This window comes from Saprospiraceae bacterium, assembly GCA_016714025.1.
GTDB lineage: Bacteria > Bacteroidota > Bacteroidia > Chitinophagales > Saprospiraceae > Vicinibacter.
Genome location: JADJOB010000002.1, coordinates 1804571 through 1828002 on the forward strand (window position 1 = coordinate 1804571; position 23432 = coordinate 1828002).

At 34.1% G+C, this 23432-nt stretch carries 27 protein-coding genes and 1 tRNA gene; 15 read left to right on the forward strand and 13 right to left on the reverse strand.

The annotated features are described in order from the left end of the window. Positions 1-165 precede the first annotated feature (165 nt). The 4 genes from IPJ80_10225 to IPJ80_10240 all read left to right on the forward strand — a co-directional run bounded on the left by IPJ80_10225 (position 166) and on the right by IPJ80_10240 (position 3625). Positions 166-2658 (forward strand): TonB-dependent receptor, encoded by a 2493-nt coding sequence (locus tag IPJ80_10225; GenBank protein MBK7913861.1) that lies wholly within the window; start codon positions 166-168, stop codon positions 2656-2658. A gap of 247 nt (positions 2659-2905) precedes the next feature. Then, positions 2906-2979, forward strand: a tRNA-Pro gene (locus IPJ80_10230). Positions 2980-3125: 146 nt separating this feature from the next. Beyond that, positions 3126-3395 carry a helix-turn-helix domain-containing protein gene (locus tag IPJ80_10235; GenBank protein ID MBK7913862.1) on the forward strand — a complete coding sequence of 90 codons (270 nt, stop codon included), beginning with the start codon at positions 3126-3128 and terminating at the stop codon, positions 3393-3395. Further along, positions 3395-3625, forward strand: coding sequence for a hypothetical protein (locus tag IPJ80_10240; protein MBK7913863.1), 231 nt, complete (start codon positions 3395-3397; stop codon positions 3623-3625). Before IPJ80_10235 ends, IPJ80_10240 begins: the two co-directional genes overlap by 1 nt. A gap of 55 nt (positions 3626-3680) precedes the next feature. Here IPJ80_10240 and IPJ80_10245 read toward each other — a convergent pair whose 3' ends face one another. Next, entirely contained in the window at positions 3681-4604 is a 924-nt protein-coding gene (locus IPJ80_10245) for a hypothetical protein (GenBank protein MBK7913864.1), read from the reverse strand. A gap of 46 nt (positions 4605-4650) precedes the next feature. Next, complete coding sequence (locus tag IPJ80_10250; GenBank protein MBK7913865.1) at positions 4651-5394, reverse strand: hypothetical protein; 744 nt, start codon at positions 5392-5394, stop codon at positions 4651-4653. Between the two features lie 299 nt (positions 5395-5693). Here IPJ80_10250 and IPJ80_10255 point away from each other — a divergent pair, with 299 nt between their 5' ends. The 5 genes from IPJ80_10255 to IPJ80_10275 all read left to right on the forward strand — a co-directional run bounded on the left by IPJ80_10255 (position 5694) and on the right by IPJ80_10275 (position 9661). Further along, positions 5694-6188 carry a hypothetical protein gene (locus tag IPJ80_10255; protein MBK7913866.1) on the forward strand — a complete coding sequence of 165 codons (495 nt, stop codon included), beginning with the start codon at positions 5694-5696 and terminating at the stop codon, positions 6186-6188. A gap of 9 nt (positions 6189-6197) precedes the next feature. Then, complete coding sequence (locus tag IPJ80_10260; GenBank protein MBK7913867.1) at positions 6198-6998, forward strand: transposase family protein; 801 nt, start codon at positions 6198-6200, stop codon at positions 6996-6998. A gap of 140 nt (positions 6999-7138) precedes the next feature. After that, positions 7139-7399 (forward strand): helix-turn-helix domain-containing protein, encoded by a 261-nt coding sequence (locus IPJ80_10265; GenBank protein MBK7913868.1) that lies wholly within the window; start codon positions 7139-7141, stop codon positions 7397-7399. An 8-nt stretch (positions 7400-7407) separates the two neighbouring features. Beyond that, positions 7408-7638: a hypothetical protein gene (locus IPJ80_10270; GenBank protein ID MBK7913869.1), complete on the forward strand. Its 231-nt coding sequence runs from the start codon at positions 7408-7410 to the stop codon at positions 7636-7638. A gap of 190 nt (positions 7639-7828) precedes the next feature. Further along, entirely contained in the window at positions 7829-9661 is a 1833-nt protein-coding gene (locus IPJ80_10275; GenBank protein MBK7913870.1) for an ATP-binding cassette domain-containing protein, read from the forward strand. A 318-nt stretch (positions 9662-9979) separates the two neighbouring features. Here the strand turns inward: IPJ80_10275 and IPJ80_10280 are convergent, their stop codons facing one another. The 11 genes from IPJ80_10280 to IPJ80_10330 all read right to left on the reverse strand — a co-directional run bounded on the left by IPJ80_10280 (position 9980) and on the right by IPJ80_10330 (position 19588). After that, positions 9980-10732: an IS66 family transposase gene (locus tag IPJ80_10280; GenBank protein ID MBK7913871.1), complete on the reverse strand. Its 753-nt coding sequence runs from the start codon at positions 10730-10732 to the stop codon at positions 9980-9982. After that, positions 10653-11519: a transposase gene (locus tag IPJ80_10285; GenBank protein MBK7913872.1), complete on the reverse strand. Its 867-nt coding sequence runs from the start codon at positions 11517-11519 to the stop codon at positions 10653-10655. The genes IPJ80_10280 and IPJ80_10285 overlap by 80 nt, the downstream gene beginning before the upstream one ends. Then, the gene (gene tnpB, locus IPJ80_10290) at positions 11516-11896 is read right to left on the reverse strand and encodes an IS66 family insertion sequence element accessory protein TnpB (GenBank protein MBK7913873.1); all 381 of its coding nucleotides are present in this window, start codon (positions 11894-11896) and stop codon (positions 11516-11518) included. Before tnpB ends, IPJ80_10285 begins: the two co-directional genes overlap by 4 nt. Continuing rightward, positions 11893-12180, reverse strand: a complete 288-nt coding sequence (locus tag IPJ80_10295) for a hypothetical protein (GenBank protein ID MBK7913874.1) — start codon at positions 12178-12180, stop codon at positions 11893-11895. The genes tnpB and IPJ80_10295 overlap by 4 nt, the downstream gene beginning before the upstream one ends. A 19-nt stretch (positions 12181-12199) precedes the next feature. Continuing rightward, positions 12200-12646, reverse strand: coding sequence for a histidine phosphatase family protein (locus IPJ80_10300; GenBank protein MBK7913875.1), 447 nt, complete (start codon positions 12644-12646; stop codon positions 12200-12202). Beyond that, entirely contained in the window at positions 12646-13170 is a 525-nt protein-coding gene (locus IPJ80_10305; protein MBK7913876.1) for a hypothetical protein, read from the reverse strand. Before IPJ80_10305 ends, IPJ80_10300 begins: the two co-directional genes overlap by 1 nt. A 69-nt stretch (positions 13171-13239) precedes the next feature. Beyond that, a complete protein-coding gene (locus IPJ80_10310) occupies positions 13240-14181 on the reverse strand; it encodes an NAD(P)-binding domain-containing protein (GenBank protein MBK7913877.1) in 942 nt (313 codons plus the stop codon). Positions 14182-14197: 16 nt separating this feature from the next. After that, positions 14198-15505, reverse strand: coding sequence for a serine hydroxymethyltransferase (locus tag IPJ80_10315; protein ID MBK7913878.1), 1308 nt, complete (start codon positions 15503-15505; stop codon positions 14198-14200). After that, positions 15489-16874 (reverse strand): phenylacetate--CoA ligase family protein, encoded by a 1386-nt coding sequence (locus IPJ80_10320; GenBank protein ID MBK7913879.1) that lies wholly within the window; start codon positions 16872-16874, stop codon positions 15489-15491. The genes IPJ80_10315 and IPJ80_10320 overlap by 17 nt, the downstream gene beginning before the upstream one ends. 11 nt (positions 16875-16885) lie before the next feature. After that, positions 16886-18061 carry an aminotransferase class I/II-fold pyridoxal phosphate-dependent enzyme gene (locus tag IPJ80_10325; GenBank protein MBK7913880.1) on the reverse strand — a complete coding sequence of 392 codons (1176 nt, stop codon included), beginning with the start codon at positions 18059-18061 and terminating at the stop codon, positions 16886-16888. Between the two features lie 351 nt (positions 18062-18412). After that, entirely contained in the window at positions 18413-19588 is a 1176-nt protein-coding gene (locus IPJ80_10330) for a type IV secretion system DNA-binding domain-containing protein (GenBank protein ID MBK7913881.1), read from the reverse strand. Positions 19589-19694: 106 nt separating this feature from the next. Between IPJ80_10330 and IPJ80_10335 the strand changes: the two genes are divergently transcribed. From IPJ80_10335 to IPJ80_10360, 6 genes are all read left to right on the forward strand, one after another. Continuing rightward, the gene (locus tag IPJ80_10335; protein ID MBK7913882.1) at positions 19695-19883 is read left to right on the forward strand and encodes a hypothetical protein; all 189 of its coding nucleotides are present in this window, start codon (positions 19695-19697) and stop codon (positions 19881-19883) included. A gap of 22 nt (positions 19884-19905) precedes the next feature. After that, positions 19906-21615: a recombinase family protein gene (locus tag IPJ80_10340; protein ID MBK7913883.1), complete on the forward strand. Its 1710-nt coding sequence runs from the start codon at positions 19906-19908 to the stop codon at positions 21613-21615. Then, complete coding sequence (locus IPJ80_10345; GenBank protein MBK7913884.1) at positions 21612-22127, forward strand: hypothetical protein; 516 nt, start codon at positions 21612-21614, stop codon at positions 22125-22127. The genes IPJ80_10340 and IPJ80_10345 overlap by 4 nt, the downstream gene beginning before the upstream one ends. 117 nt (positions 22128-22244) lie before the next feature. After that, positions 22245-22391, forward strand: coding sequence for a hypothetical protein (locus IPJ80_10350; GenBank protein MBK7913885.1), 147 nt, complete (start codon positions 22245-22247; stop codon positions 22389-22391). A 154-nt stretch (positions 22392-22545) separates the two neighbouring features. Continuing rightward, positions 22546-22896, forward strand: coding sequence for a helix-turn-helix transcriptional regulator (locus IPJ80_10355; protein ID MBK7913886.1), 351 nt, complete (start codon positions 22546-22548; stop codon positions 22894-22896). Next, entirely contained in the window at positions 22893-23396 is a 504-nt protein-coding gene (locus IPJ80_10360) for a hypothetical protein (protein MBK7913887.1), read from the forward strand. Before IPJ80_10355 ends, IPJ80_10360 begins: the two co-directional genes overlap by 4 nt. The last annotated feature ends 36 nt before the right edge of the window (positions 23397-23432 follow it).

The following is a 23432-nucleotide window of genomic DNA, read 5'->3' on the forward strand; positions in this document are numbered from 1 at the left end:
ATAATCTTTTTAGATTTATTGGAAAATTTAGTCTTTTATTCTGCCTGCTTGGTCGGTGATTTAGTATTCAACATCTATTAACAGTTGAATTTTCAATGTACCTGAAACTAATTCGAATTATTAAGGGTTTCCTTGTTGGAATAACTCTCAATTTTATAAATGCTTATGAACTCATTTTTATCTAAATTTTGTTCTTTTTGTTTAATGCTGATTTTTGTAATTCAGACAGGAAACAGTCAATTAATGCGTCCACCCAGCGGACCTCCTCCGGAAGGAAAAATTCAGGGAGAGCTTCTTGATAGTATTAGTAAAAAACCACTTGCTTTTGCAAACATTGTAATTCAGGAAGCATTGGAAAAAAAAGATGTAGATGGTGGATTAACCGATGATGACGGGAAGTTTAAAATCAAGGAATTAAAAAATGCTAAATACAATGTCATCGCAACCTATTTGGGTTACCAGACTAAAATCATGGGACCATTTAAAATCAACAAAGACATTCAAGAGTATAATTTAGGTAAAATTTACCTGGTACCCACGATTACCAATTTAGAAGAAGTTACTGTTACAGGAACCAAAGATCTGATTGAAAATAAAATTGACCGTCTGGTTTACAATGCCGAAAAAGATGCCACCTCAAAAGGGGGCACTGCCGCCGATGTATTGCGAAGGACTCCACTGCTCACCGTTGATTTAGAAGGCAACTTGTCCATGCGTGGAAGCAGTAACATTCGGGTATTGATCAACGGCAAGCCATCTACCATCATGTCTAGCAGTGTAGCTGATGCATTGAAAATGATTCCTGCCGACATCATTGAAAAAGTTGAAGTGATTACACAGCCCGGCGCAAAATACGACGCTGAAGGAACAGGGGGAATCGTCAACATCGTAACGAAGACTAAAAAAATTCAGGGAACCAGCGGTTCTATCTACACCAGCGCCGGCACAAAAAGCAGCAGCCTGGGTACTAATTTAACCGTACGGGCAGGTGAAGTTGGATACAACGCCAACGTGGGCGGTTTTTTCTGGCGTGGAAAAGGAGATCAACACGTTGACCGGGAGAATCTTTTGATCAATGACAATCCTTATTTTTTACAAACCGGAAATTCAAAAAATTATGGGGGCGGATTATACGGACAAATTGGAGCAGACTGGGATTTGAATTCTAAAAACAGTTTCAATCTCACGACGCGCTTTCCTATAAATTTATTTCACAACGACAATGATTTAACAACCTATCAGGGAGATACCCTGGGGACCTTGCCATTTGCATTCAGGAGGGTCAGCGATGCCTTAAACAGAAATATTGGTACGGATATAAACCTCGATTACAAGCGCACGTATGGAAAAGAGACCGAACGCGAGTTTGGTTTGTCAGCACAGTATTCATACAGCAATCGCAAAAGCGATTATGAAACAGACCAACTGGATGAACAAAATATTCGCACCTACCGGGAGACCAGTCCGAATTTGGGTAACAATAAAGAACTCACCTTTGCTGCCGATTATTTACATCCGATTCGTAAAAAAATTAATCTGGAGCTCGGTGGAAAAAGCATTTTAAGAAATGTGTTTAGTGATATCTATTATGACACCCTGGACTTAGCAAGCAATGTGTATTTTCGCGATCAGAGCAGGAACAATGTATTTGATTACGATCAAAATGTGGGCGCAGCGTATTCGCAGGTGACGTTTCCAATCCGATCCAATTTAAGAGGCCGTTTGGGTTTGCGCTATGAACATACATTCATAAAAGGAATTACGGAAGCAGATGACAATGATTTTGAAAACAACTATGCATCCTGGATCCCTTCCGGCTTATTGGCCTATACCTTGAAAGACAAGTCCACTTTGAAATTTTCATATTCGAGAAGAATCCAACGCCCGAGTATGTTTTTTTTAAATCCCTATGTCAATTACAACGATCCAACCAACATTTCTTATGGAAATCCTGAATTAAAGCCAGAGCTTACAGAGTCATTTGAATTGAATTATTCATTTACAAAAGATGTAAAGAATGCAACCATTTCGGTGTACCATAAGATCACCAATGATTTGATAGATAATTATCGGTTTGTAGATAGTTTAGGTCGAACCAATTCAACCTACAACAATCTGGCAACGAATTATTCTTCCGGAGTCAGTATCAATGGAGGCATAATGAAATTGGGTAAAATCATTTTAAATGCTACAGCCAATTTATACTATCAAAAAATTGAAAGCGAACAATTTGACGGCCTCAGAAACGATGCATTCAGTTACAGTTTCAACGGATTTGCAAACGTCAACATCACCCCAACTCTGGGTATCAGTTTTTTTGGTTTTATCAATTCGCCGAAGTTAACCACTCAAGGAAAACAAGCGAGTTGGTATGTGTATAGCATTGGTTTAAGAAAGGATCTTTGGAAAAAAATGGGTGGACTGACCTTGGGTGTTGATAATCCATTTACACCAAAGACCAATTTAAAATCAGAATTCAAATCGGAATCCTTCAGTTATGTATCCGACAATAAATTTGAAGCCTGGGGCATTCGATTAAGCCTGGATTACCGATTTGGCAAAATGGAGTTTGGCGGAAATCAGAAAAAGCGCAAAGGCAACCTGAACGACGACCTTAAACAAGGAGAAGAAGGCGGCGGCGGTGGCGGAGGGCGCTAGTCCCAAGACAAATCCGACGATAAATTCCAATAAATAAGCTAAAAGCCTCCAGTTCAATGAACTAGGAGGCTTTATTTTTTTATAATGTGACGAAGCAGATCGCTGGATAAAACCTGAATATCAATTACTTTTGCCCATCAAATCCACACCCGTATATTTGAATAAATTCGGGGTTCCGCTCTGCGGAATAAACTCCGCAAGACAAATCGGGGTTCCGCTGCTGCGGAATAAACTCCGCAAGACAAATCGGGGCGTAGCGCAGCCTGGTAGCGCACACGTCTGGGGGGCGTGGGGTCGCAAGTTCAAATCTTGTCGCCCCGACTTGAAAATTAAGGAGTTATGATTTTATTATTATGACTCCTTTTTTATTTGCCAGCGATTTGCCAGCATATTTTGTATCAAAATAGATTTATTTGTAATTCAACCATAGCTACCAGAAATTCAATTCCGTTTTGTATTTTTGATTTATGGAAGTCATTTGTCTTGAAGATGAAGCATTTTACAAGCTTGTGGAAACGGTTGTAAAACGAATCAAAGACAAAGAGTCAATTAAGGAGGATAGGTGGATTCCAACTGAAAAAGCAATGGAGAAACTCCACATTAGAAGCAAAACTACATTGCAAAAATTAAGGGATGAAGGTAAAATCCGGTTCACCCAGCCAGAGCGGAAAATCATTCTTTACGATACTGATTCAATCAATGAATATTTAGAAAAACATTCAAAAGAAACTTTCTAATGGAACTGCACGAAAAACAATTTATTACTGGATTTAATAGTGGCTATCTTCTAGCCAAGCATGAACCTAAAATGCTCACTGATATGTTGAAAAATATCCAGCCTAGCAACTCTTTCGTTTCTGGAATGTCGTGGGGACAAAAAGAATTCGAACTAGAACAATCAAAAAGCCAAATGAATGAATTGGAAAAGTTGAGACAAAAGGGTAGGGATGAAAATTATCGAGAGTAGTAATTATATGTATCACACTACGAATACTTTTGTATTAAAGTTCAAATTAACCTAATTAAATTACTGTTCGAATTCTCTTCAATGCTGAGCCATCGCTTTCTACCATACCATCTAAGTCAATGTTATAATTGTTTTTTATTTCAAAGGCAAACGCCTCTCCATTTGCAATATTTCTTATAATAATTGGTTTATTTCTATGTTTTTTAGGGTAAAAAAATATTCCAAATTTACCTTGTGGAAAATAAATAGCGATTGCTGGTTGAAATAAATTAATTGATCTTAAATAGCAAGTCCCATAACCACCTTTATCAGCACCTCCAAACTCAATTGCACCTCTCTTATTTTTTAACAATAGATTTTGTTCGATAATGTGCATTTTACTTAATTGACTATACATAAAAATAAGATTTGAGCCATCTATAACTGTGTGAATAGAAACAAGAAAATGCCCTACGGATTCTATTGAATTATCAGCTATAACATCTTCAAAAGGTGTTAGCATTTTTGATAGTTCAGGATTCATGCTCTCGCTCACTCTAAAAGCATTATAAGTTACTGAATTCTTGATTTTACCAGTTATTATAACCTCCTGATATAAATCAAAAGCCATTTTGTCTCCCAGCCAAAGATTGCTTAATTTTTCCTCAATTTTTTTATTCGATATTTTGATAAGTTTGGGAATGTTATTAGTAATATAACCAATACAAAATTCTATTTCGTCATTAGATTCCTGATTAAGGACTAGACAGCGATTAATAAGTTTCTCAAGATCCGGTAACTGAGCAGAATAAAATTCATCGAGTAATATTTCTGCATAATAATTAATACCTGCATAAGCAAGAAAACACTTTGGATCTAGAATGACGGATTTAAGAACGCCATCAATAGGATCAACTTTCTCACCTCGACGATCTGTTACTTTAGTGTCAGAAATGCATCGAAGATTTTCATCTACAATTTTTGCGACAATAAGTGTCATTTTGATAATATTTTATACGACATTATTACAAGTAACTCCAGGTATTTTAGTTTAATCTTTCTTTTGAGAATTTTTCAAAGAAAAGTACTCTATCAAAATTACCACCTGATGTGCCTTCAACCAGAACAAGAAAGTCCTCAATTCTTTCTGGATTTCTGTGCAAATCAAAAAGTTTAATATAAATAAATCCATTTTCATGTTCATATTCTTTACTGTGCCCACCAAAATGTACGAAAGCATATACATGTATTACTTCTTTCTTATCAACCATAATTCGTTCATCTACTAAAGTAACTTTTACACGATCACCTTCTTTTAGATTTTCAATAATCGGAAATGCGCCAAGTCTTTCGGCAGTTTTAAGCACTATGCTATCCTCTTTGCATGAGAATAAATTAGGTTTTAATACAATTTCATGGAGTTCGGCAAACGTTAATTCAACTGAGTCAATCTTAGTAATGTCAATCAAACTATACTTTTGTTGAATTTTCCTGATTCCATCAATTATGTTTGAGGGAAATACCTTATTATCTTCAAAAAGATTAGCATCAAGATCAATATCTAAAAAGTACATTGCAGTGTTTTTATTGTCGATTACATTAGAATGGTAAACAATAATCCATCGACCTAAAGCGGTTACAGCACTAGTTGAAATATTGCTGATTGCTTTTGCAAATTCAATATTTTGATTTAACTCTACAATTCGACTTAAGTTAAAATCGATTTTATTAAGCTCTTGAGTAATGGCTATGTTGCCTTCTGGATTCAAGTAATCAATTAATTGGTACATATTCTGACAATTTAAAAATCGAAAGTATTATTTGATGCAACAGCAAATATAGTATTTATTCATTCACCCAAAACCAAGTCAATGCAAGCGACAGTGCATCAAATATTGCCATGTTCCTATCTTCGCTCTCCCATAATTTTCTTTCCCTTGGTGGAAAATCCGGTGTAATTGACCACCCTTGTCCGTTCCAAATTGACCACCTGAAAAGAAGGTTTTTGTTCGGAGTTGTAAAGGAGCCATAAACAATTAAGATTTGAGCAATCAAATCTAATGAGCTTATGGCAAATTATCACATCGACATGAGCAAAATAAGATATATACTACGATTGTATTCACCGGGCCGCAGCAAATTGCAAATAGCCATGCATGGAGGTGTTTCTAGAAATACTTTAAAAACCTACATCCGGGTTTATCAACAAAGTGGAATGAGTCTGTCACATCTGGATCAATTGACAGATAAGGAATTAGATCAACTATTTACAAAACCTACCAAGATCGCTTTTAATGACAAACAGAAGCTGCTTTATAGTTTGTTTGCGGAGTATGACAAGCAGCTTAAGCGCAAAGGAATGACCCGGCATATTTTATGGGAGGATTATATAAAATCTTATCCTGATGGCTATTGCAGATCGCAATTCAACTATCATTTCCGATTATTCCGTTCACAGGTCAATCCTGTTATGCACATTGAACATAAAGCGGGCGGTAAACTTAGCTACGTGGATTCTCAAACCGGCGAATTTTGTGAGGTAGAAATCTATGTCAGCATCTTGGGAGCCAGTCAACTCATATAAGTTGAAGCCGTGCCCAGCCAGAGCAAAGAAGATTTAATATTGGCTACAGAATCCGCATTGCACTATTACGGAGGAGTTCCTGCTGCTGTGGTGACAGACAACCTCAAATCAGCCGTAACAAAAAGTAGCAAATACGAACCATTGCTCAATGAGGCGTTTGATGATTTTGCCCATCATTATGGATTCACCATATTACCAACACGTGCTTATAAACCACGCGACAAGGCAATCGTCGAAAACGCAGTGAAGATTGTATATCAAAGAATATACAACAAACTTCGGAATCAAACATTCTTTAGCCTCAATCAACTTAATGCAGCCATCCACGCTGCTTTGGAAGAACTAAATAATGGGCCTCTTAAGGGTTTGGAATACAGCCGTAGACAACAGTATGAAGAAATAGAACGCCAATACATGAATGTCTTGCCAGTGATGAAGTATGAATTTAAAAAACTTCATTACGCAACGGTTGCTCAAAACGGACATGTTTTCCTAAGTGAAAATAAGCATTACTACAGCGTACCCTACCAGTACCTAAAAAAGAAAGTGAAGATTTTATATACAGCTAAAACAGTAGAGATCTATTACTACTTTGAACTAATTGCATTGCATAAAAGAGCTAAAAACCCCAGTGGATGTACCACAGACCCCGAACATATGGCTTCTACTCATAAATTTGTTAATGAATGGACCTATGAACAATTTATGGAATGGGCACATAGTATCCATGAAAATGTAGGTCTGTTTATTCATAAAATTTTCATGAGTAAAGCACATCCAGAACAGGCCTTTAAATCCTGTGGCCAGTGATGGCCGTGCGGGTTCAAGTCCCGCCCCGGGTACAAGGTTCAGAGAAATCTGGACCTTTTTTATTTTAGTTGGGTCGAACATAGGTCGAACATTTTAACTTGCCACATAGTGATACTAATAATTTGTTTTAAATTTGTATAATGGAAGTCATTTGCCTAGAAGAGGAAGCTTTTTATATGCTGATTGAGACTGTAATTAAGCGAATTAAGGATAAAGAAAAGACCAAGGAAGACAAGTGGATTTCTCCAGAAGAAGCAATGGTCAAACTCAGAATTAAAAGCAAAACTACTCTTCAAAAGCTCAGGGATGAAGGAAAAATCCGATTCTCTCAACCAGAGAAAAAGATTATCTTATATGATACAGAATCTATTGCTGAATATTTAGAAAAACATTCAAAATGAACTTTCTGATGGAACTGAACGAAAAACAATTTATTGCCGGATTTAATAGTGGTTATATACTGGCGGAATTTGAACCGCAATTGCTGACAGCACTTCTAAAAGAAATTCGACCAGTTAATTCCTATATCTATGGATTGTCATTTGGGCAAAAAGAATATGAATTATTGCAATCAGAAGTTCATTTGAATGAATTAAATCGGTTAAGGCAAAAAACTAGTAAAGACAAGACTAGATTATAATGAAATATTAGATAAATATAGATTAATTTTGTTTAGTATAACCAAATAGATGGAATCTTAATTAAGATAATCTTGATATGATGCCTAAATACAGATTTCTACTCTCTCATTTCTTTGACTCTTTCATCGAAATGAAATATAATTTAGTATTGTGATGGTTCGCTTTTGAATTCAATATATTAATAAATTAATGACCCAATTAAAATTACATAAAGTCAGTTTTGGATATACAGATTTATTATTTGAGAATATAGATTTTTCTATTTCTGATAAAGACCGAATTGGAATTGTCGGAGATAATGGGTCTGGTAAATCAACACTATTGAAATGTATAGCGGGAATAATTCCTGATTATGAAGGACAAATAGAAAAACCCAAAAACATAAGGTTTGGATTTATTGAACAGGATGTTCCAGAAGAAATCAAGAATCTTACCCTTTATGATGCTATAGCGGATAAAATTCCAAAAGAGGAACAAAGTTATAATCTTTGGAAAGTTGATGTTACTTTAGACCTCTTTAAAGCTCCAGAAGTTATTCGCCAAAGAATTATTAAAGAGTTAAGTGGCGGTTGGCAAAGATTGGCCTTATTAGCTAGGGTTTCTATGTCTAATCCAGACGTTTTGCTTCTTGATGAGCCAACTAATCACTTAGATATTGGTAAAATCCTTGTCATGGAAGAATGGTTAAAAACGGAAGTATCCGACATCCCATTAATAACCATTAGCCATGATAGAAGATTTCTCGATTCTTGTACGAACCGGACTATTTTCTTGAGAGGCGGACAGGCATTTGATTATAAATATTCATATTCCAGAGCTCGTGAATTATTATTTGAAGATGACAAGGCCTTAGCTAGTCAACGAAAAAAGGAATTAGATGAATTAGAACGCCTCCAAAAAAGCGCCCAAAATCTTCGTCAAATAGGTGTTGATAATTATAGCTCTCCAGCATTAAAAAAAGCTAAACAAATAGAAAAAAAAGCTGATAAACTCAGAGCATTATTAACTTCAGTTTATATTGCTCCAAAACGTGAAGTTAAACTTAGTAGTAGCGACACACATGCAAAGCGTCTAGTGTTAATTGAAAAAGTTGATATAAAGACTCCAAATGGTGTGTTTTTATTTCATATTGAAAAATTAGAAATTGCTCAAGGTGATAGATTAATAATTTTAGGTGCCAATGGGACTGGTAAATCTCAATTTATTCATCATTTAAATCGCGCATTTGAACAACGCGATATTGCCAATAAAGCAGGCATATCAATAACACCAACTGCAAAATTAGGCTATATAGATCAACATTTATCTAATTTACCTTTGGATAAAACTATTAAAGATTATATTCATGATGTTTCCACCATGGATCAACAAAGAGTAACCAGCACTTTGGTATCTATTGGATTTCCTTATGACACCCAGGAAATGAAAATTAAAGACTTAAGTTTGGGACAACGATCCCGTTTAAATTTATTGGTTTTGAGAATTACTGAACCAAATTTCTATATCATGGATGAACCAACAAATCACCTTGATATTGATGGTCAAGAAGCATTGGAACGAGAAATAATTGAACATGGTGCATCAAGCATTTTAGTTTCCCATGATAGAGCCTTTGTTGCCAATCTTGGAACAAAGTATTACGAAATTCATAAAGGTCATTTAAGGGAAATTGCGTCTCCAGAAACATTTTATAATTCAATAAATAATGAAGAGCCTATAGATAATTCAATAGACAAAACTAATCGAAATGTAGAAAACAAAACAATAAGCAATAGTATCAACAATAGAAAAGAAGATGGCAAAGAAATTCGAAAGCTAAAAGTTGATTATGAAAATAGTGAAAAAAGAATAATAGAACTTGAAGGAGAGATTAAGCTATATGAGGATAAAATTCAAAAAAACCTAAATTCAGAACATCCTTATACAGACGAAAACTTCTTTATTAAATATTCTGAGTTGAAAAAGGAACTCGAACAAGAAATATCAAATTGGGAAAGTCTTTCGAATCTATTATTGCAATAAAATTTAATCAATTAATAGAATTGATTCAACTGACTTGCCGGCTTATTAATAGCTTTGATATTAAGTATATTATTGGTTGTTTCAAGAAGACAGATATTTCCTACATCAATTTGAACATAACCATAATGTTCCATCGGAAAATTGTAATATAATTTAACAAAATAAAAAAGTGATGCTAGCATAGAAGATCTATGTAAAACAATAATTTTTATATTTTCTTCTACATCGTTGTCTAATATTTCATTTAGTGCTCTAACAACTCTTGCTTCGAAATCAAATGATTTTTCATTTTGATCGTATCCGTCCCACGCAGTACACTTAGGCAACAATGTCAATGTTCTTCTTCGCGGTTGACCAGCACCAATTCTGCGGAAGTAGTTCTGAGATACGATTTATAGGATGATCCTTAATTCTGTGGAAGACATCGGTTAACCAATCATATGGGTTAATGTCATGAAGCTTGCAAGTTGCAAACAAGGAATAAACCATAGCTGATCTTTGGGCTGAATCGTCAGAACCTGCAAACAAATAATTCTTTCTACCCAGAGCTAAAGGACGGATAGAATTTTCTATAAGGTTGTTATCAATTTCTACTTCACCATGAACTGTATATGCCAGTAGCTTATCCCATCGTTTGATTGCATATCCAAAAGCTTTTCCAATTGCACTGGCTGGAAGTATAGATTCTACATTTTTATCAAGAAATTCTTTAATGTTATTTAAAACCGGAGTGGCATTTTCTTGTCGCCATTTTTGTCGCTCTTCTTTGGATAGTTTTTGTTCTTTGGCAGATTCCTCAATTTTATAAAGAATTTGAATTTGCCTTAACACGTAATCTGCGCGCTGTTTGTCATTATCAAGTGCTTGTTCAAAATATCTTCTGGCATGTGCCCAGCAACTGAACATAATAAAATCCGGATTTTTATCACAGGATTCATAAACGCTATAACCGTCTGTTTGTAACTTACCTCTAAATCCCTGAATATGATTATTAAAATATTCTGCGGACCTTCCTTTTTGATAAGTAAATAGGACTAAAATTTTTTTGTGGATCTCTGCTGACCCACATATATCCTAAATGACATTTCCCTTTTACTTCATCTGATTGCACTTTGATTGGGCTTTCATCAGTTTGTAAATAATTAGCGGATAGAACTTCTTTTTGATGAGCACTAAAAATGGGCTCCAATGCATTCACATATTGACTGCCCCAGCCCCCAAATGTAGAACGAGAGATATCCACTTGATGCATTCTTTTGAGTTGTTGAAGAAATCTATAATATGGATTATGATCCATATACTTACCGATAATAGCATACGCCATAAAATCAGGCCCTGCTATACATTTATCAACGACCCTTGAGGGCATCGGAGCAATGATTATTTTTTCTGACTTTGGGTCTTTGTATTTAGGTCTTTCGTAGCGATTTACATAGACAACTCCTGGAATGTACTGCAATTCTTCAGTGACTTTTTTGCCAATACATTTCATATCATCCGTTTTTCCTTCGGGTTCCAGAACTATTATTTCCCGCTTTAAATGAGCCGGAAGCTCTTTTCTTCCCCCACGTTTATGAATGGGTTTATCTCGTGTGTATGTTATTTCCTCAGTTAAATTTTCTAAGGGCTGATTGTCATCGTACGTTTGTGTAAATAAAGTATTCGGTGGGAGAGGTGGTTCATTACTTATGAATCGCTCTGATTTTGCTCCAAATATTAATCGTTTTAATTGCGCTAATTCGTGGCGTAAGTATTCGTTTTCCTTCTTGTATTCTGCAATTTGCGTAAGCAAAAATTCATTTGTAATTTCTTTATTTGAATCTTGTATCACAACAACAAGATCGTAATTTATTTTCAATTTACATAATTATTTCTCAAATATTTTTCGCCAATTATATGTCGTTTTCTATAACGAATACTGCTCAGTTTAATGCCCTGCATGATACACATTAATTGCGTCCAACTGATGTTCAATTTTATAGGATTAGTTTGTGATTCCATAATTTCAAAGGTACCTCTATCTAAACGCTTGCTCAACAATACTAATCCTCCGGTATCGTAAACCATCATCCGTATTTGATTACGCCGTTTATTAGTAAATAGATATACGTCTCCGCTCAATGGATTACTTTCCATGATTGTTTTAATAATTCCAAACAGTCCGTCATAGCTTTTGCGGAAATCTGTAATACCGGTATATATAAAATAACGGTGTCCGCTAGTAAACGGAATCAATTTTTGGAATTGATCAGTTTCAATAATGTTTCTGATCCGGGATTCGCCCGAAAGTTGATCGTCACTCCATTAGGATATTCCAATCGGATTGTTGAATTTGGTGGTTGGATAGATCCAATTTGAATAAATTCATTTTTTGATTTTGATGGTTCCTTTAAACAGTACTTCTTTCTCCAATAATGAAATTGATGTATTGGGAGCCCCTTTGTTGCCATAAAACTTTTAAGCGACATTCCGCTAGTTTCCAATTCAATTTTCAGTTGTTCAAATTCTTGCTTTGTCATAAACTAAATTTTCACAAAGCTATTTGGTGGCATTTGATTGTGCAAGATGTACTTGGTTATACGGATACTTTTGATCCATATGTTTAATTTGAAAAGAATTGTACAATCCAAGTCGATATAATTTAAGTTGATACATAAATTCTGGGTCAATTTTCTCCACTTCCGCCTCAGACATTCCGGCAAAGGCATTATCGCGTATAGAATTTAAATCCTTATAAGTTTTTACAATTGCATTAGTAGAATAAGCTATAATCTTAGCGGTCTCGATTGATCTTATTGAATTTGCACAGTATATATTTTTAATAACCGCTGAGGATTTCAGAATAAATTCGCCAATTATTCTCGCCAACTCTTCGCCCTCTTTCATCCCTTTAACTGTTAACTCTTCATCGTTTTCCAAAGAAGTAAAATGATGCTCATTAATATTTTTTACCGATTCAAGATGCCTTATCAATAGAAATATCATTAAAACTTATTTCTTGATCTAAAATATGATACAGCAATCTCTCCTTTGTTAAAATATTGAAGCTTGTCCCTATGTGGTGTTAAAAATTTCAATATTTCGTTTGTATAAACATTGTGATAATTTTTATTTCTTTTAATTGTTTCTATTAATCCACTGAATGTTTCTTTTCTTCCATGCGATATTATGCCAACTCTTATTTTTAAATATCTTAAAACAATACGAAGTGTGCTAAGAATAAAACTTGATCTTATAAAAATAATTAAGTCAGCTCTTTGAAAACTTTCTGCAACCCAATCATGATACACTCCTTCCAATATCCAAGAATCATGATTCAAGAGATTGTGAAGATTTCTATCCCTTAGTTCTGAATCAGTGTGCTTGGAATAATCATTCCGGCCTACCTCCCAAAACAATTCATCAAGTTCAGTTGCCTGCACGTTCAGTATCTCTGCTAATTTTCGTGAAGTATAAGTTTTGCCACTTCCAGCTCTACCAATTATGTGAATTCTTTTGTAATTTTTCATTTGTTATTTACTCAACCTTAATCCTTTATACAAATATTATGCCTAATGCTTTATTCAATTTCTTTAAACTTAGTTTAAACCAAATTCCTTGATCTTAATGAATGCTTCAGATAATAGTTCCAAAATCACAGATTTAGCCTGTGCAGCTATATGTGATGTGGCAATAAATTTATTAGACCCTAAATTTAAGAGGCCATATTTATCTGATCCTGCTCCTTTATTATTTATCCATTCATCATAGTAACCATCAAAGTAAGCAAATCCAATGCTATTGGTATGGAGGGATTTACTCAAAGCTATGGGATCAATAATCAACGGATTGCTAAAATTAAATATCATCATGTTCTTTTTAGCAGAGTTTAAAAATTGAGAATTAATAATATTATGAGATTGTTCATTATAGGTAAGGCAAAGAACTATAACATCACATTCTTTTGATAATTCTAACAAATTTTTGAATTTCGTACCATATTCATTCTCAAAATATTCATTTCTTGTCCTAGAATAATAGATAATTTGTGTCGTGGATGATATAGCTTTAATTTTAATTGTTAATTTTTTTCCAATGTTACCTAAACCAATAATACCTATAGTAATATCGGAAAGTGTGTCATGTGATTTTTGATACCAGCGTCCATTTAAAAGTTCATCTTTTGAATGGAAACTACTCGCAAGATTCGTAATAATCGCACCAAGCGCAAACTCAGCAACCGCATTAGAATTAATACTAGGGGTGTTTTCAACTTTAATATTCTTTGTTTTGGCGGCGTTTAGGTCAACAAAACTATTTGTGCCGGTTCCCATAACGACAATATGTTTTAATTGTTGTGCCTGAGATAAAATGTTGGAATTTACATATTCAGGGCCACCAACAATATAGTGTTCCATGCCTTTCAAATGTTTAATGATATCAGCATCATCGTTTGGTATCCTTAATTGAATCACATTAAATGATTCATTATAAATTGGCAAATCAAAATCACCTGTTATTAAAATATTCGCACGATCCATTCTGGTCAAAGTATTTTTAATTATTTAACCACGCATCGTTATATCTTTCCTTATTTATAAGGACTTTTATATAATTAAATATTTCCAAGAGTTTACTTTCTTGAAAAGAACTTGATAGAACCATATTAATGATTTTAGAAATTTCCTTAAAATCTGAAGAATCATATCCGCGGGAAGTTGCCCAGGCAGTTCCTATTCGAAGACCGTTTGCTTCAGACATTCTTCTTGACAAATCTGTGGGAATAGATTGCCTATTAGTTAGCACCCCTATTCTTTCTAATCTATTTTCTGCCTCAAAACCTGTTAATCCAAAAGCATCTTTTACATTGATAACAATATAGTGTTTATCTGTACCATATGTAAAAAGAAAATTACTCTGAAATCCTCGTTCTAAAATCTTGGCATTTATAAGAACGCTTTGAGCATAGTGCTTAAAATCTGCCAGCTGAGTTAATACTAATGACTGTGCAGTATTTGTAATTTTGCGAATTGGAAAACTTGATTGTGTACCAGGATGTACTGCTTTATCAATTGACTCCGCGAATTCTTTTTTACAAAGAATAATACCTCCAAATGGCCCTCGTAATGTTTTATCAGTGGACATTGTAACAACATCTGCTATTCCAACAATGTTTGGAATAACACCACCGGCAATTAGGCCAGCCTCATGCGATAAATCAAACATTAGAAAAGCATTGACACTGTCTGCAATACGCCTTAGATATTGAGCGTCAAACAAACGAGGATACGAAGACGAACCACAAACAATTAGTTTTGGTCTTTTTTCTAAAGCTATCTTCTCTGCTTCTTGATAATCAATTATTCCTTCCTTCGTTACACCATAATTAATAAAACTAAAATGGCGACCGGAAAAATTATACTTAAGGCCGTGCGTAAGATGTCCTCCAGATCGAAAATCAAGAGACATTACAATATCTCCAGGAGTAAGAAGAGCGTGATAGGCGGCCTGATTAGCTTGACTACATGAATGCGGTTGAAGATTTGCATGTTCCGCTTTAAAAACTTCACAAGCAATATCGCAAGCAATTTTTTCCACTTCATCATGTAATTTTGCTCCGGCGAATGGTCTATTTCCAATTAAGCCCTCCTGAATTATATTACCAGAATAAATTGGATTATCAGAAAGGGATCGCGGCATTGCATTATCGCTTGCAATTAAATTAATTACGCTATGTTCATATTCAACAATATCATTCCCTAAATGATATAAGTTGTTCATTTTACTTTCCCAATAATTGTTGTTTTGCATACTTCCTGTTACCATAAATACATCAATGCTAATTAATTTAGGGTTCGAATTCACGTTTAATAAGTCTCCGTTTATGAGATTTTTCAGGTGGCATTCTATCTAATTTTTCAATAATTATTTTTAGATTATTGTCATTAAATATATCTTTTAATCCATTAATAAAATAAGAAAGTAAATCTTGATTTACTTCTTGAGATTTATCTGCCGGCACGATAATAATTCGTACTTCATTAAGCTTTTTTTGAACAATCTGAAATTCCTCAATATTGGCCTCTACAAGAATAAGTGTTTTATCATAAAGGGACATTACTAAATCCGGTGCAACCTCACCAATTGTTTTACTATATAAAACTTGATCCGTTCGACCCATAAAAGACTTTAAGGATCTAAATTTATTTCCGCATGGACATATTTCTTGATCACCTGAGATTTTAATAATATCTCCCTGCCGGTATCTTATAAAAGGCATAAAGGTATTATGCAAATTTGTTGCAACTATTTCACCAATACCTCCTTCATCTGGATTTAATACATCAACCCTAACATTATCTTCAACAATATGGTATTTTTTATTCCGACATTGAGCAGCAATGAGAGATAATTCAATAGAGGAATACTCATCAAAAACACTGGCTTCAAATTGAGAACTTATTTTTTCTCGTTCAGCTTGTGTACTAGATTCTGAGTTGGTTGTTATTACTTTTATCCCAAGATCAACCGGATTTGTTACTATAGATCCAAGCCTTAACAAATAGCTTGGAAAAGCATTAAGAATGGTTGGCTTAATTAATTTGATGTGTTTAAGTATTGGCTCAATGGGACACTCATTTGAGACCGTAAAAATGGGAAACTTACCTTCAATTGATGAATAAGCAGGGCTAGCAAGATAAATGTCATATAACCATTCATCACTTTTTCGCGGTCTTCCAAGTATTTGATCATGAAAGCGAAAAAAATTAAGCATTCTTTGATCAGTCATAGTTTGATCGTCATATACATTAAGGACTTGTCCTGAAGATCCTGATGTTCGTGAAGAGTAACATGCTTGTATTGAGGGTGCAATATTCGCCTCTTTAAACATTGGAAAATTAGAAATAATATCTTGTTTAGAAATTGTGGGTAGAGCGTTATAATCATCCCACGAAACAATATCACCCCGCTCGTATCCTACTGAACTATATAATTGGTGATAAAATGGATGATTAGAATATACATAATCTATTAATAATGAAATTCTCTCCAATTGCCATTCATCTATTAATTCTCTAGGTTTTGAAGTATTTAATTCTAGATTCACTTTACGGCTATTCCACTTCCTTTCAAATCTCTGTTGCATTTTAATAGTTTCTGCAACTTTCAAGTTCCTATGAATATGCTTTTCTATCTCTTCTATTCCGAATGTATAATTCGCTGGATCAAACATAATGCCTGAGTTTATAAATTCTTTAATGCAAGTTCTAAAGATTCCATTCCTTTGTCAAAAATTGCATTGGATCTAAGCAAAGAAATTCTAATATTGTGAATATTTTTATCTTGTGAATTCCAAAAAAAATATTTTCCAGGCAGAATAGTAATTTCTTTCTTCTTTAATTCATTAACCATTTGTAAATCTGTCAACCCAGTTTCAGAACAATTTATCCACCCCAATGGAATTGGACTTGACCTTTCATCTATGATCTCAGTTAATTTAGTACCTGCTAATATTTTCTTTAACCGTTCTTTTCTAATATCCACTTCGTCCCAAATTACCGTTTTAACTCCTATTCTGTGTGTTTCTTCAATTAAATGGCTTAGAAGATTAATTGAAAATTTACTATGAGCTAAATATATTTCTTCATATAAACATCTAATTTCATTTGCAATAGATTCTGAATATGCAATTAAGCTTACCTTGGTCTCATGTGTTGGCCAAGTCTTTCCTGTATCTTCAATTACAATATAATTAGTACCATAGTTAGTTAATACATGATAATCATCAAAAGCTCGTCGTGAATACAATCTGAATGTCTTATCAATAATCATTGTTACTCCTTTAGCTGTGCATAATTCACAAAGTTTTTGGAATTCCTGGAGACTCAAATCAAAACCTGTTGGATTATTTGGATTGATAATAAATAAACAGTTTAATTTTCGACCATCAATTTTTTTGGTTAAGTCATGTAAGTTTACCAGGTCTGCCTCTTGGATTTCACTTATTTGAACATTTCTTCTGCGTAGCATAAGAAATAAATTATCAAAAACGGGTTCCAATAAACCAACGTGATAATTTTTTGTAGCAAGCCAAGCACCTACAATATCAATCGAATTTGAAGCAGTTGGGCATAATGAAAAATGACTATGGTTTCCCAGAATTGGCGATTTAATTACTCTTGATAAGGCCCTTTTAAATCTATCTTCTAATTCAGGCACTTGCTTAGAGACCGATTCTTTCCAAATTAATTCAATTCGATCAATTACAGGTTGCAATACTGTAGGTATATCATGATATGCATGGCCATCCGAAAAATTGAAAGCCGTTAGTAGTCCGATTCTTTCATATTCAGTTAAGCCAGAGCTTATAAATTCACGATAAAATTTTGGAGTAAGGTTTTCACAGTCGTCACTTATCATATAAAGATATTAAACTATACATATTCTTATAATAAACAATTACTTATTACATTTTATCCTTCAATTTACTCATCTTTATTACAATTTGAAACCAAAAAGGATTCTAAAAAAACTCAATACATGTCTAACTCTGTATAGAGCTTTAAAATTAAACAAATTTAGAATATTAATGCCTATCTATTTTTTATCTTTGGTAAAGTCAAACTTTAGAATGATACTGACCAAATGGTATTAATGCAATTAAATGAATTTTGACCTAGAATTTAAACGAAAAGTATTTATTGAAACTCTTAAATATATAGTAATCATAACGTTAGCTTTATTTAAAAATATCTACTTTGTAAATAAAGTTTAGGATTGCTGATTTATTAAAAGTGTAATTGCACTAAAAGGCCTACTAGGCTTCCCATCAATCATCAGCTTTAAATAAATCTTATAGTTCGGAAGATTAATAAAATCTTCAACATCAAATTCAGGATACATTTCTTTTGCCATGTGCATAGCATCCTCTGTACCTATTCTGAATGAAATAACAGTTCCGGCATTACCAAGTACAGCACTTTTAATGTCATCATCAAGTTGATTCATGTATTGGTGTGCCAAAGTCATCCCCACTTTGAATTTGCGTAATTCAGAAAACATATTGACCAATGATAATGTAGTAAAGTTGTGAAATTCATCCATGTAAACCATAAACGGAATTCGCTTTTCTACATCGGTATCCACTCGGCTAAAAGAAGCCGATGCAATTGAAGTAATAAAAAGTGCACCCAGAATATGAGCAACATCTGCACCGACATGCCCCTTTGAGAGATTTACTAACACGATTTTCTTTTCATCCATTGCTTTACGCAAAGACACTTCTTCCGTATTTTCAATCAATACTCGTCTTATTGCAGGATGCACCAACATTCCGCCTATCTTGTTCATTACTGGTAATAAATCGTATTTCATATATTCCGGAAATTCTCTTTCCCAAAATTTATTTACACTTTCACTTTTGACATATCGAAGAGCATTTCTTCTAAAGCTTTTATTCAGTAATATTTCAACAATATCACCAACATTAGCTTCTGGCTGATCAAGCAAGGTTAGAATGGCGTGCCTTAATATATGCTCCAATTTGACTCCCCAAGCACTATCCCAAAGCTTTGCGAACACATCTAAGATACCGGAAGCAACCAAAGACCTTTTTTCCAAGCTAACTCGTTTAAATGGATTATATCTGAGATTTAGTTTTGGGTCGGTAATATTGAAATAAATTAAATCATTTTTACGATCTTCAGGAATAGCCTTCACAACCTTTTCCACTAAATCTCCATGAGGATCAAGCAAACAACATCCTCTACCTGCTTGAATATCTTGCATAATCATTGTTTCCAAACAAGTCGATTTTCCGGTTCCGGTTTTTCCAATCATATAAGTGTGCATCATTCTATCGGCTTGTTTAATTCCAAAAAGTCTTCCATCTCCTCTCCATCCGACTTTTGCAAAATATGTTATGTCTTTGTTTAATCCAGCTTCCATTTTGGAATCATAGCTGGTTAATTTGATCAATTAAAGAAGGCAGAAAAATCCAAATTGGCAATTATTACCCTCTACATTTCAAGATTATTACCTATAAGATATTTGCATGGATAATAAGATTAATGAATTAAATACCATTCAATTCATCCGTGAACTCTGCCTAGATAAAACGGAAGATGAGCTCTTGGATTTAGAGCAGAATTTTCGTGGATTTCTACTGGTAATAAAAGAAATTGCTGACCGCTTAGAAGTTGAAGGTAAAACTCTAGAGGATTTTGACGATCAATTAGTGTAAATGCTAAAATAAAAATGTAATTATGACAAATGTTTATGGATATATACGGGTATCAACCGTCAAACAAGGTTCAGGGGTATCGCTTCAAGAACAGAAGGAAGCGATCATTAGATATGCGGAAAGACACTCATTGAATATTATCGAATGGTTCGAAGAACAGGAAACAGCGGCCAAACAAGGCAGACCGCTATTTAACAATATGATGAAGCTATTGAAAGAAAGAAAAGCCAACGGAGTAATATTTCATAAAATTGATCGAGGTACTCGCAATTACAGAGATTGGGCATCCATCGATGATTTAATTGCTTCCGGATCGGAACTGCATTTTGCACATGAAAGTCTGGATATGAATACCCGAGCAGGAAGACTTACTGCGGACATGCTTGTCGCCTTAGCTACCGATTACATCAGAAATCTTCGTGAAGAGGCTATTAAAGGCTTATACGGCCGATTAAAGCAGGGTCTTTATCCATTCTATGCTCCCATTGGCTACATCAATACTGGAGGTGGGCAAATAAAATTAATTGACAAAATACGCGGACCTTTAATTAAAAAAGCTTTTGAGTTATATGCAAGTGGTAAATATAATTTAGAATCTTTGACTGAGACTATGCGTAAACTAGGATTAAGAAACTCACGAGGTAATTTTATTCATTTAACCGGAATGGCAGTGATTCTTCATAATCCATTTTATACTGGGGTTATGAAAATAAAAGGAAAATCATTTCAGGGGAAACATGAACCACTCATTTCGCCAAGATTGTTTATGGAAGTTCAGAATATCCTAAAAGGCAAAACAAATACTCGAATAATTAAACATGATTTTGTATTCAGACGTCGAATAAAATGTGCTGAATGTAAATATTCACTTATCGCGGAAACAAGAAAAAAACACACATATTATCGTTGTCAGACAAAAGATTGCCCAACAAAGTCTATTCGTGAAGAATTGATTCATGAATTGATACATAAAACTCTTCAAAAAATAGAATTTTATCCGATTGAAAATGAAGTTTTGAATGAGCTATTGATACAAGCACAAGTTAACTGGACTGAAACACAAAAAGGTTTAGAAGAGTCTTTGAAAATGCAGGGTAAAAAATTAGCCTTGAAATTAGAACGACTTACAGATGCCTATTTAGAAAGTGTAATTGATAAGGAACAGTTTGAAGATAAAAAAGGACAAGTAATGATTGAACAACAGGAATTAAGAAATAAGGAAGGTCAACTGGAAAGCCAGAAAGAAGCAATTTTTAAAAAGGCTAAAAATTTCCTCGGACTCCTAAAAGACCTGAGAAAATCACTTATAATAGCAACTAACGAGGAAAAAAGAAAAATTCTGAAATTCATCACCTCGGACTTAACACTTCAAGGAAAAAACCTAATGATCACAATGCAATCTCCCTACTATGAGATAGCAAATCGACCGAACTTTTTATCAGGTGAGCTTAATCGGGAAATCCCTCGGTCAAAACTTGCCGAATTGGCAATATGTTTTTGTGAACGGGATTCTCATGATACTGATAATACTTCAACATGCACATTTGATAATCCTAACATAAATCAAGGCTATTTACCAGAATATTTAAATTCTAATAGTTTGCCAAGAGAAATGTTAGCTGATCCGGCACTTCGAGAAAGAATGCAAGGACTGCTGGATTTGATTTTTAAGTATTGTGAAATAAAAATTCAAAAAGATGACTTAGAAAATAACTTAGATGAACAACTATGATATTTAAACACACACAAGTACCAAATATACTCTTGGACACTCACCTGCCCAATCTAACAGAATCCGAATTAAAGATTCTGCTTGTAATCATTCGACAGACTAATGGATGGATTGATAAACTTACCGGAAAACGGAAAGTAAAAGACCGAATCACTCAAAGTCAGTTTAGACTTAAGACTGGACTATCAAAGAGAATCATATCTAAAACGCTTAAAATGCTATCAGATAAGGCTTTGATTATCATATATGACGCAAAGCACAACTTACTTCAAAATTCTTTGGAAAGACGTGGACAATCTGTTTTGTTCTATTCACTAAATCCAAAGCACTTTACGACATCACCTAATGCACAAAATGATACTGGACTAGTGCACAAAAGTGCATATAACAAAAGAAAGTATTCAAAAGAAAATATGACAAAAGGAAGCAGTTTGCCAATACGGCAAAATACAACAGGAACTATTGATGAAGTAATTAAGCAATCAAAGTATCAATCGCTATTTAGGTTTTAATAGTGCACATTCGATATAGAATTGTTATAATTAACGCAAGGAATACCAAGCAAAACTCTATAAAAACAGATCGGGAAAAAGCAATCATCTCTATTTAGATTATTACAATAATTTTAAATGGAATACGCGCATTTATTGACGGTGCCTTTGCACCGTTGGTTTGCAATCTGCGATACCCTTCAATTTTCGCTGATTGTGGGCTCCAATGGGTGCGAAGGTGTCTATTATATCGATTTATTTATCATCAAAATGAAATTTTCATAAATGGATGCTTAAAATCTGAAAGTGTTTTCACTAAACATGGATCGTGGGCGAAAATTTTTGCCAATTTGGCAAATAATGCTGTCTACGAATGGTCGATAATTAAAAATATACTTAGGGCATCAGGATTATTATTCCTGGTGCCCATTTTTTATTTATGTCAAATATCCCAAATTATTTAAAAGTATATCGCAAGCGATCACCTCTGCAACAAGAGGACATGCTTTCCATTTCCGGACTGCAAGATGTCTCAAGTATTTCCAGATATGAGAAAGGCCAAAGAGAACCCACGAAAGAAATTCTACTTGTTTATCATTACATTTTTGATACTCCTATGGAACACTTCTTTATACTGGAATCTCAAGTTATGTTGCCCAGATTAATCGAACGGATAAAAGAACGAATTAGAGAATTAGAAAAAGAAGATCAAATAACATTAAAGAACACCTCTAAAATTAAATTCCTTGAGCAAGCCATTATTAGATTAAAAAATATAAAAACGATATGAAAACACCAGCAAAAAAAATGAATATCATCTGTGCCATTTATCCAAATGCCAATGGATTTGGATTTGTGTATATGGAAAATGCGAGAAAGTTAATTGATTTTGGAGCAGTCCGAATCAATCCCATAAGCAATCGAAAGGTATTGGAAAGAATTAAAAAATGTTTCAATTATTTCCGACCAACTCTTGTTATTTCACTTGATCCGGATGGTAAATCTTCCAGAGTAGGCAGGCGTACTCGAAAGCTAATCACTAAAATTATTGCTTACGCAGAATCGGAAAAGCTTCCTGTTGTGCAATACACTCGTGATCAAATCCGGGATGTTTTTGAAGGCTTTGGAAAAACAACGAAGTATGAGATTGCTCAATTTCTTCTTAATGAATTTACTGAGCTTGAACCTAAGCGACCACGAGCAAGAAAGCTATGGATGAGCGAGGACAGGAATATGGCGATTTTTGATGCATTTTCTCTAGGGTTAACCTGGTTTTATCTAAATGATTAAAAATATCATTCTTTCGAATTAAAAGATTTACTTTAA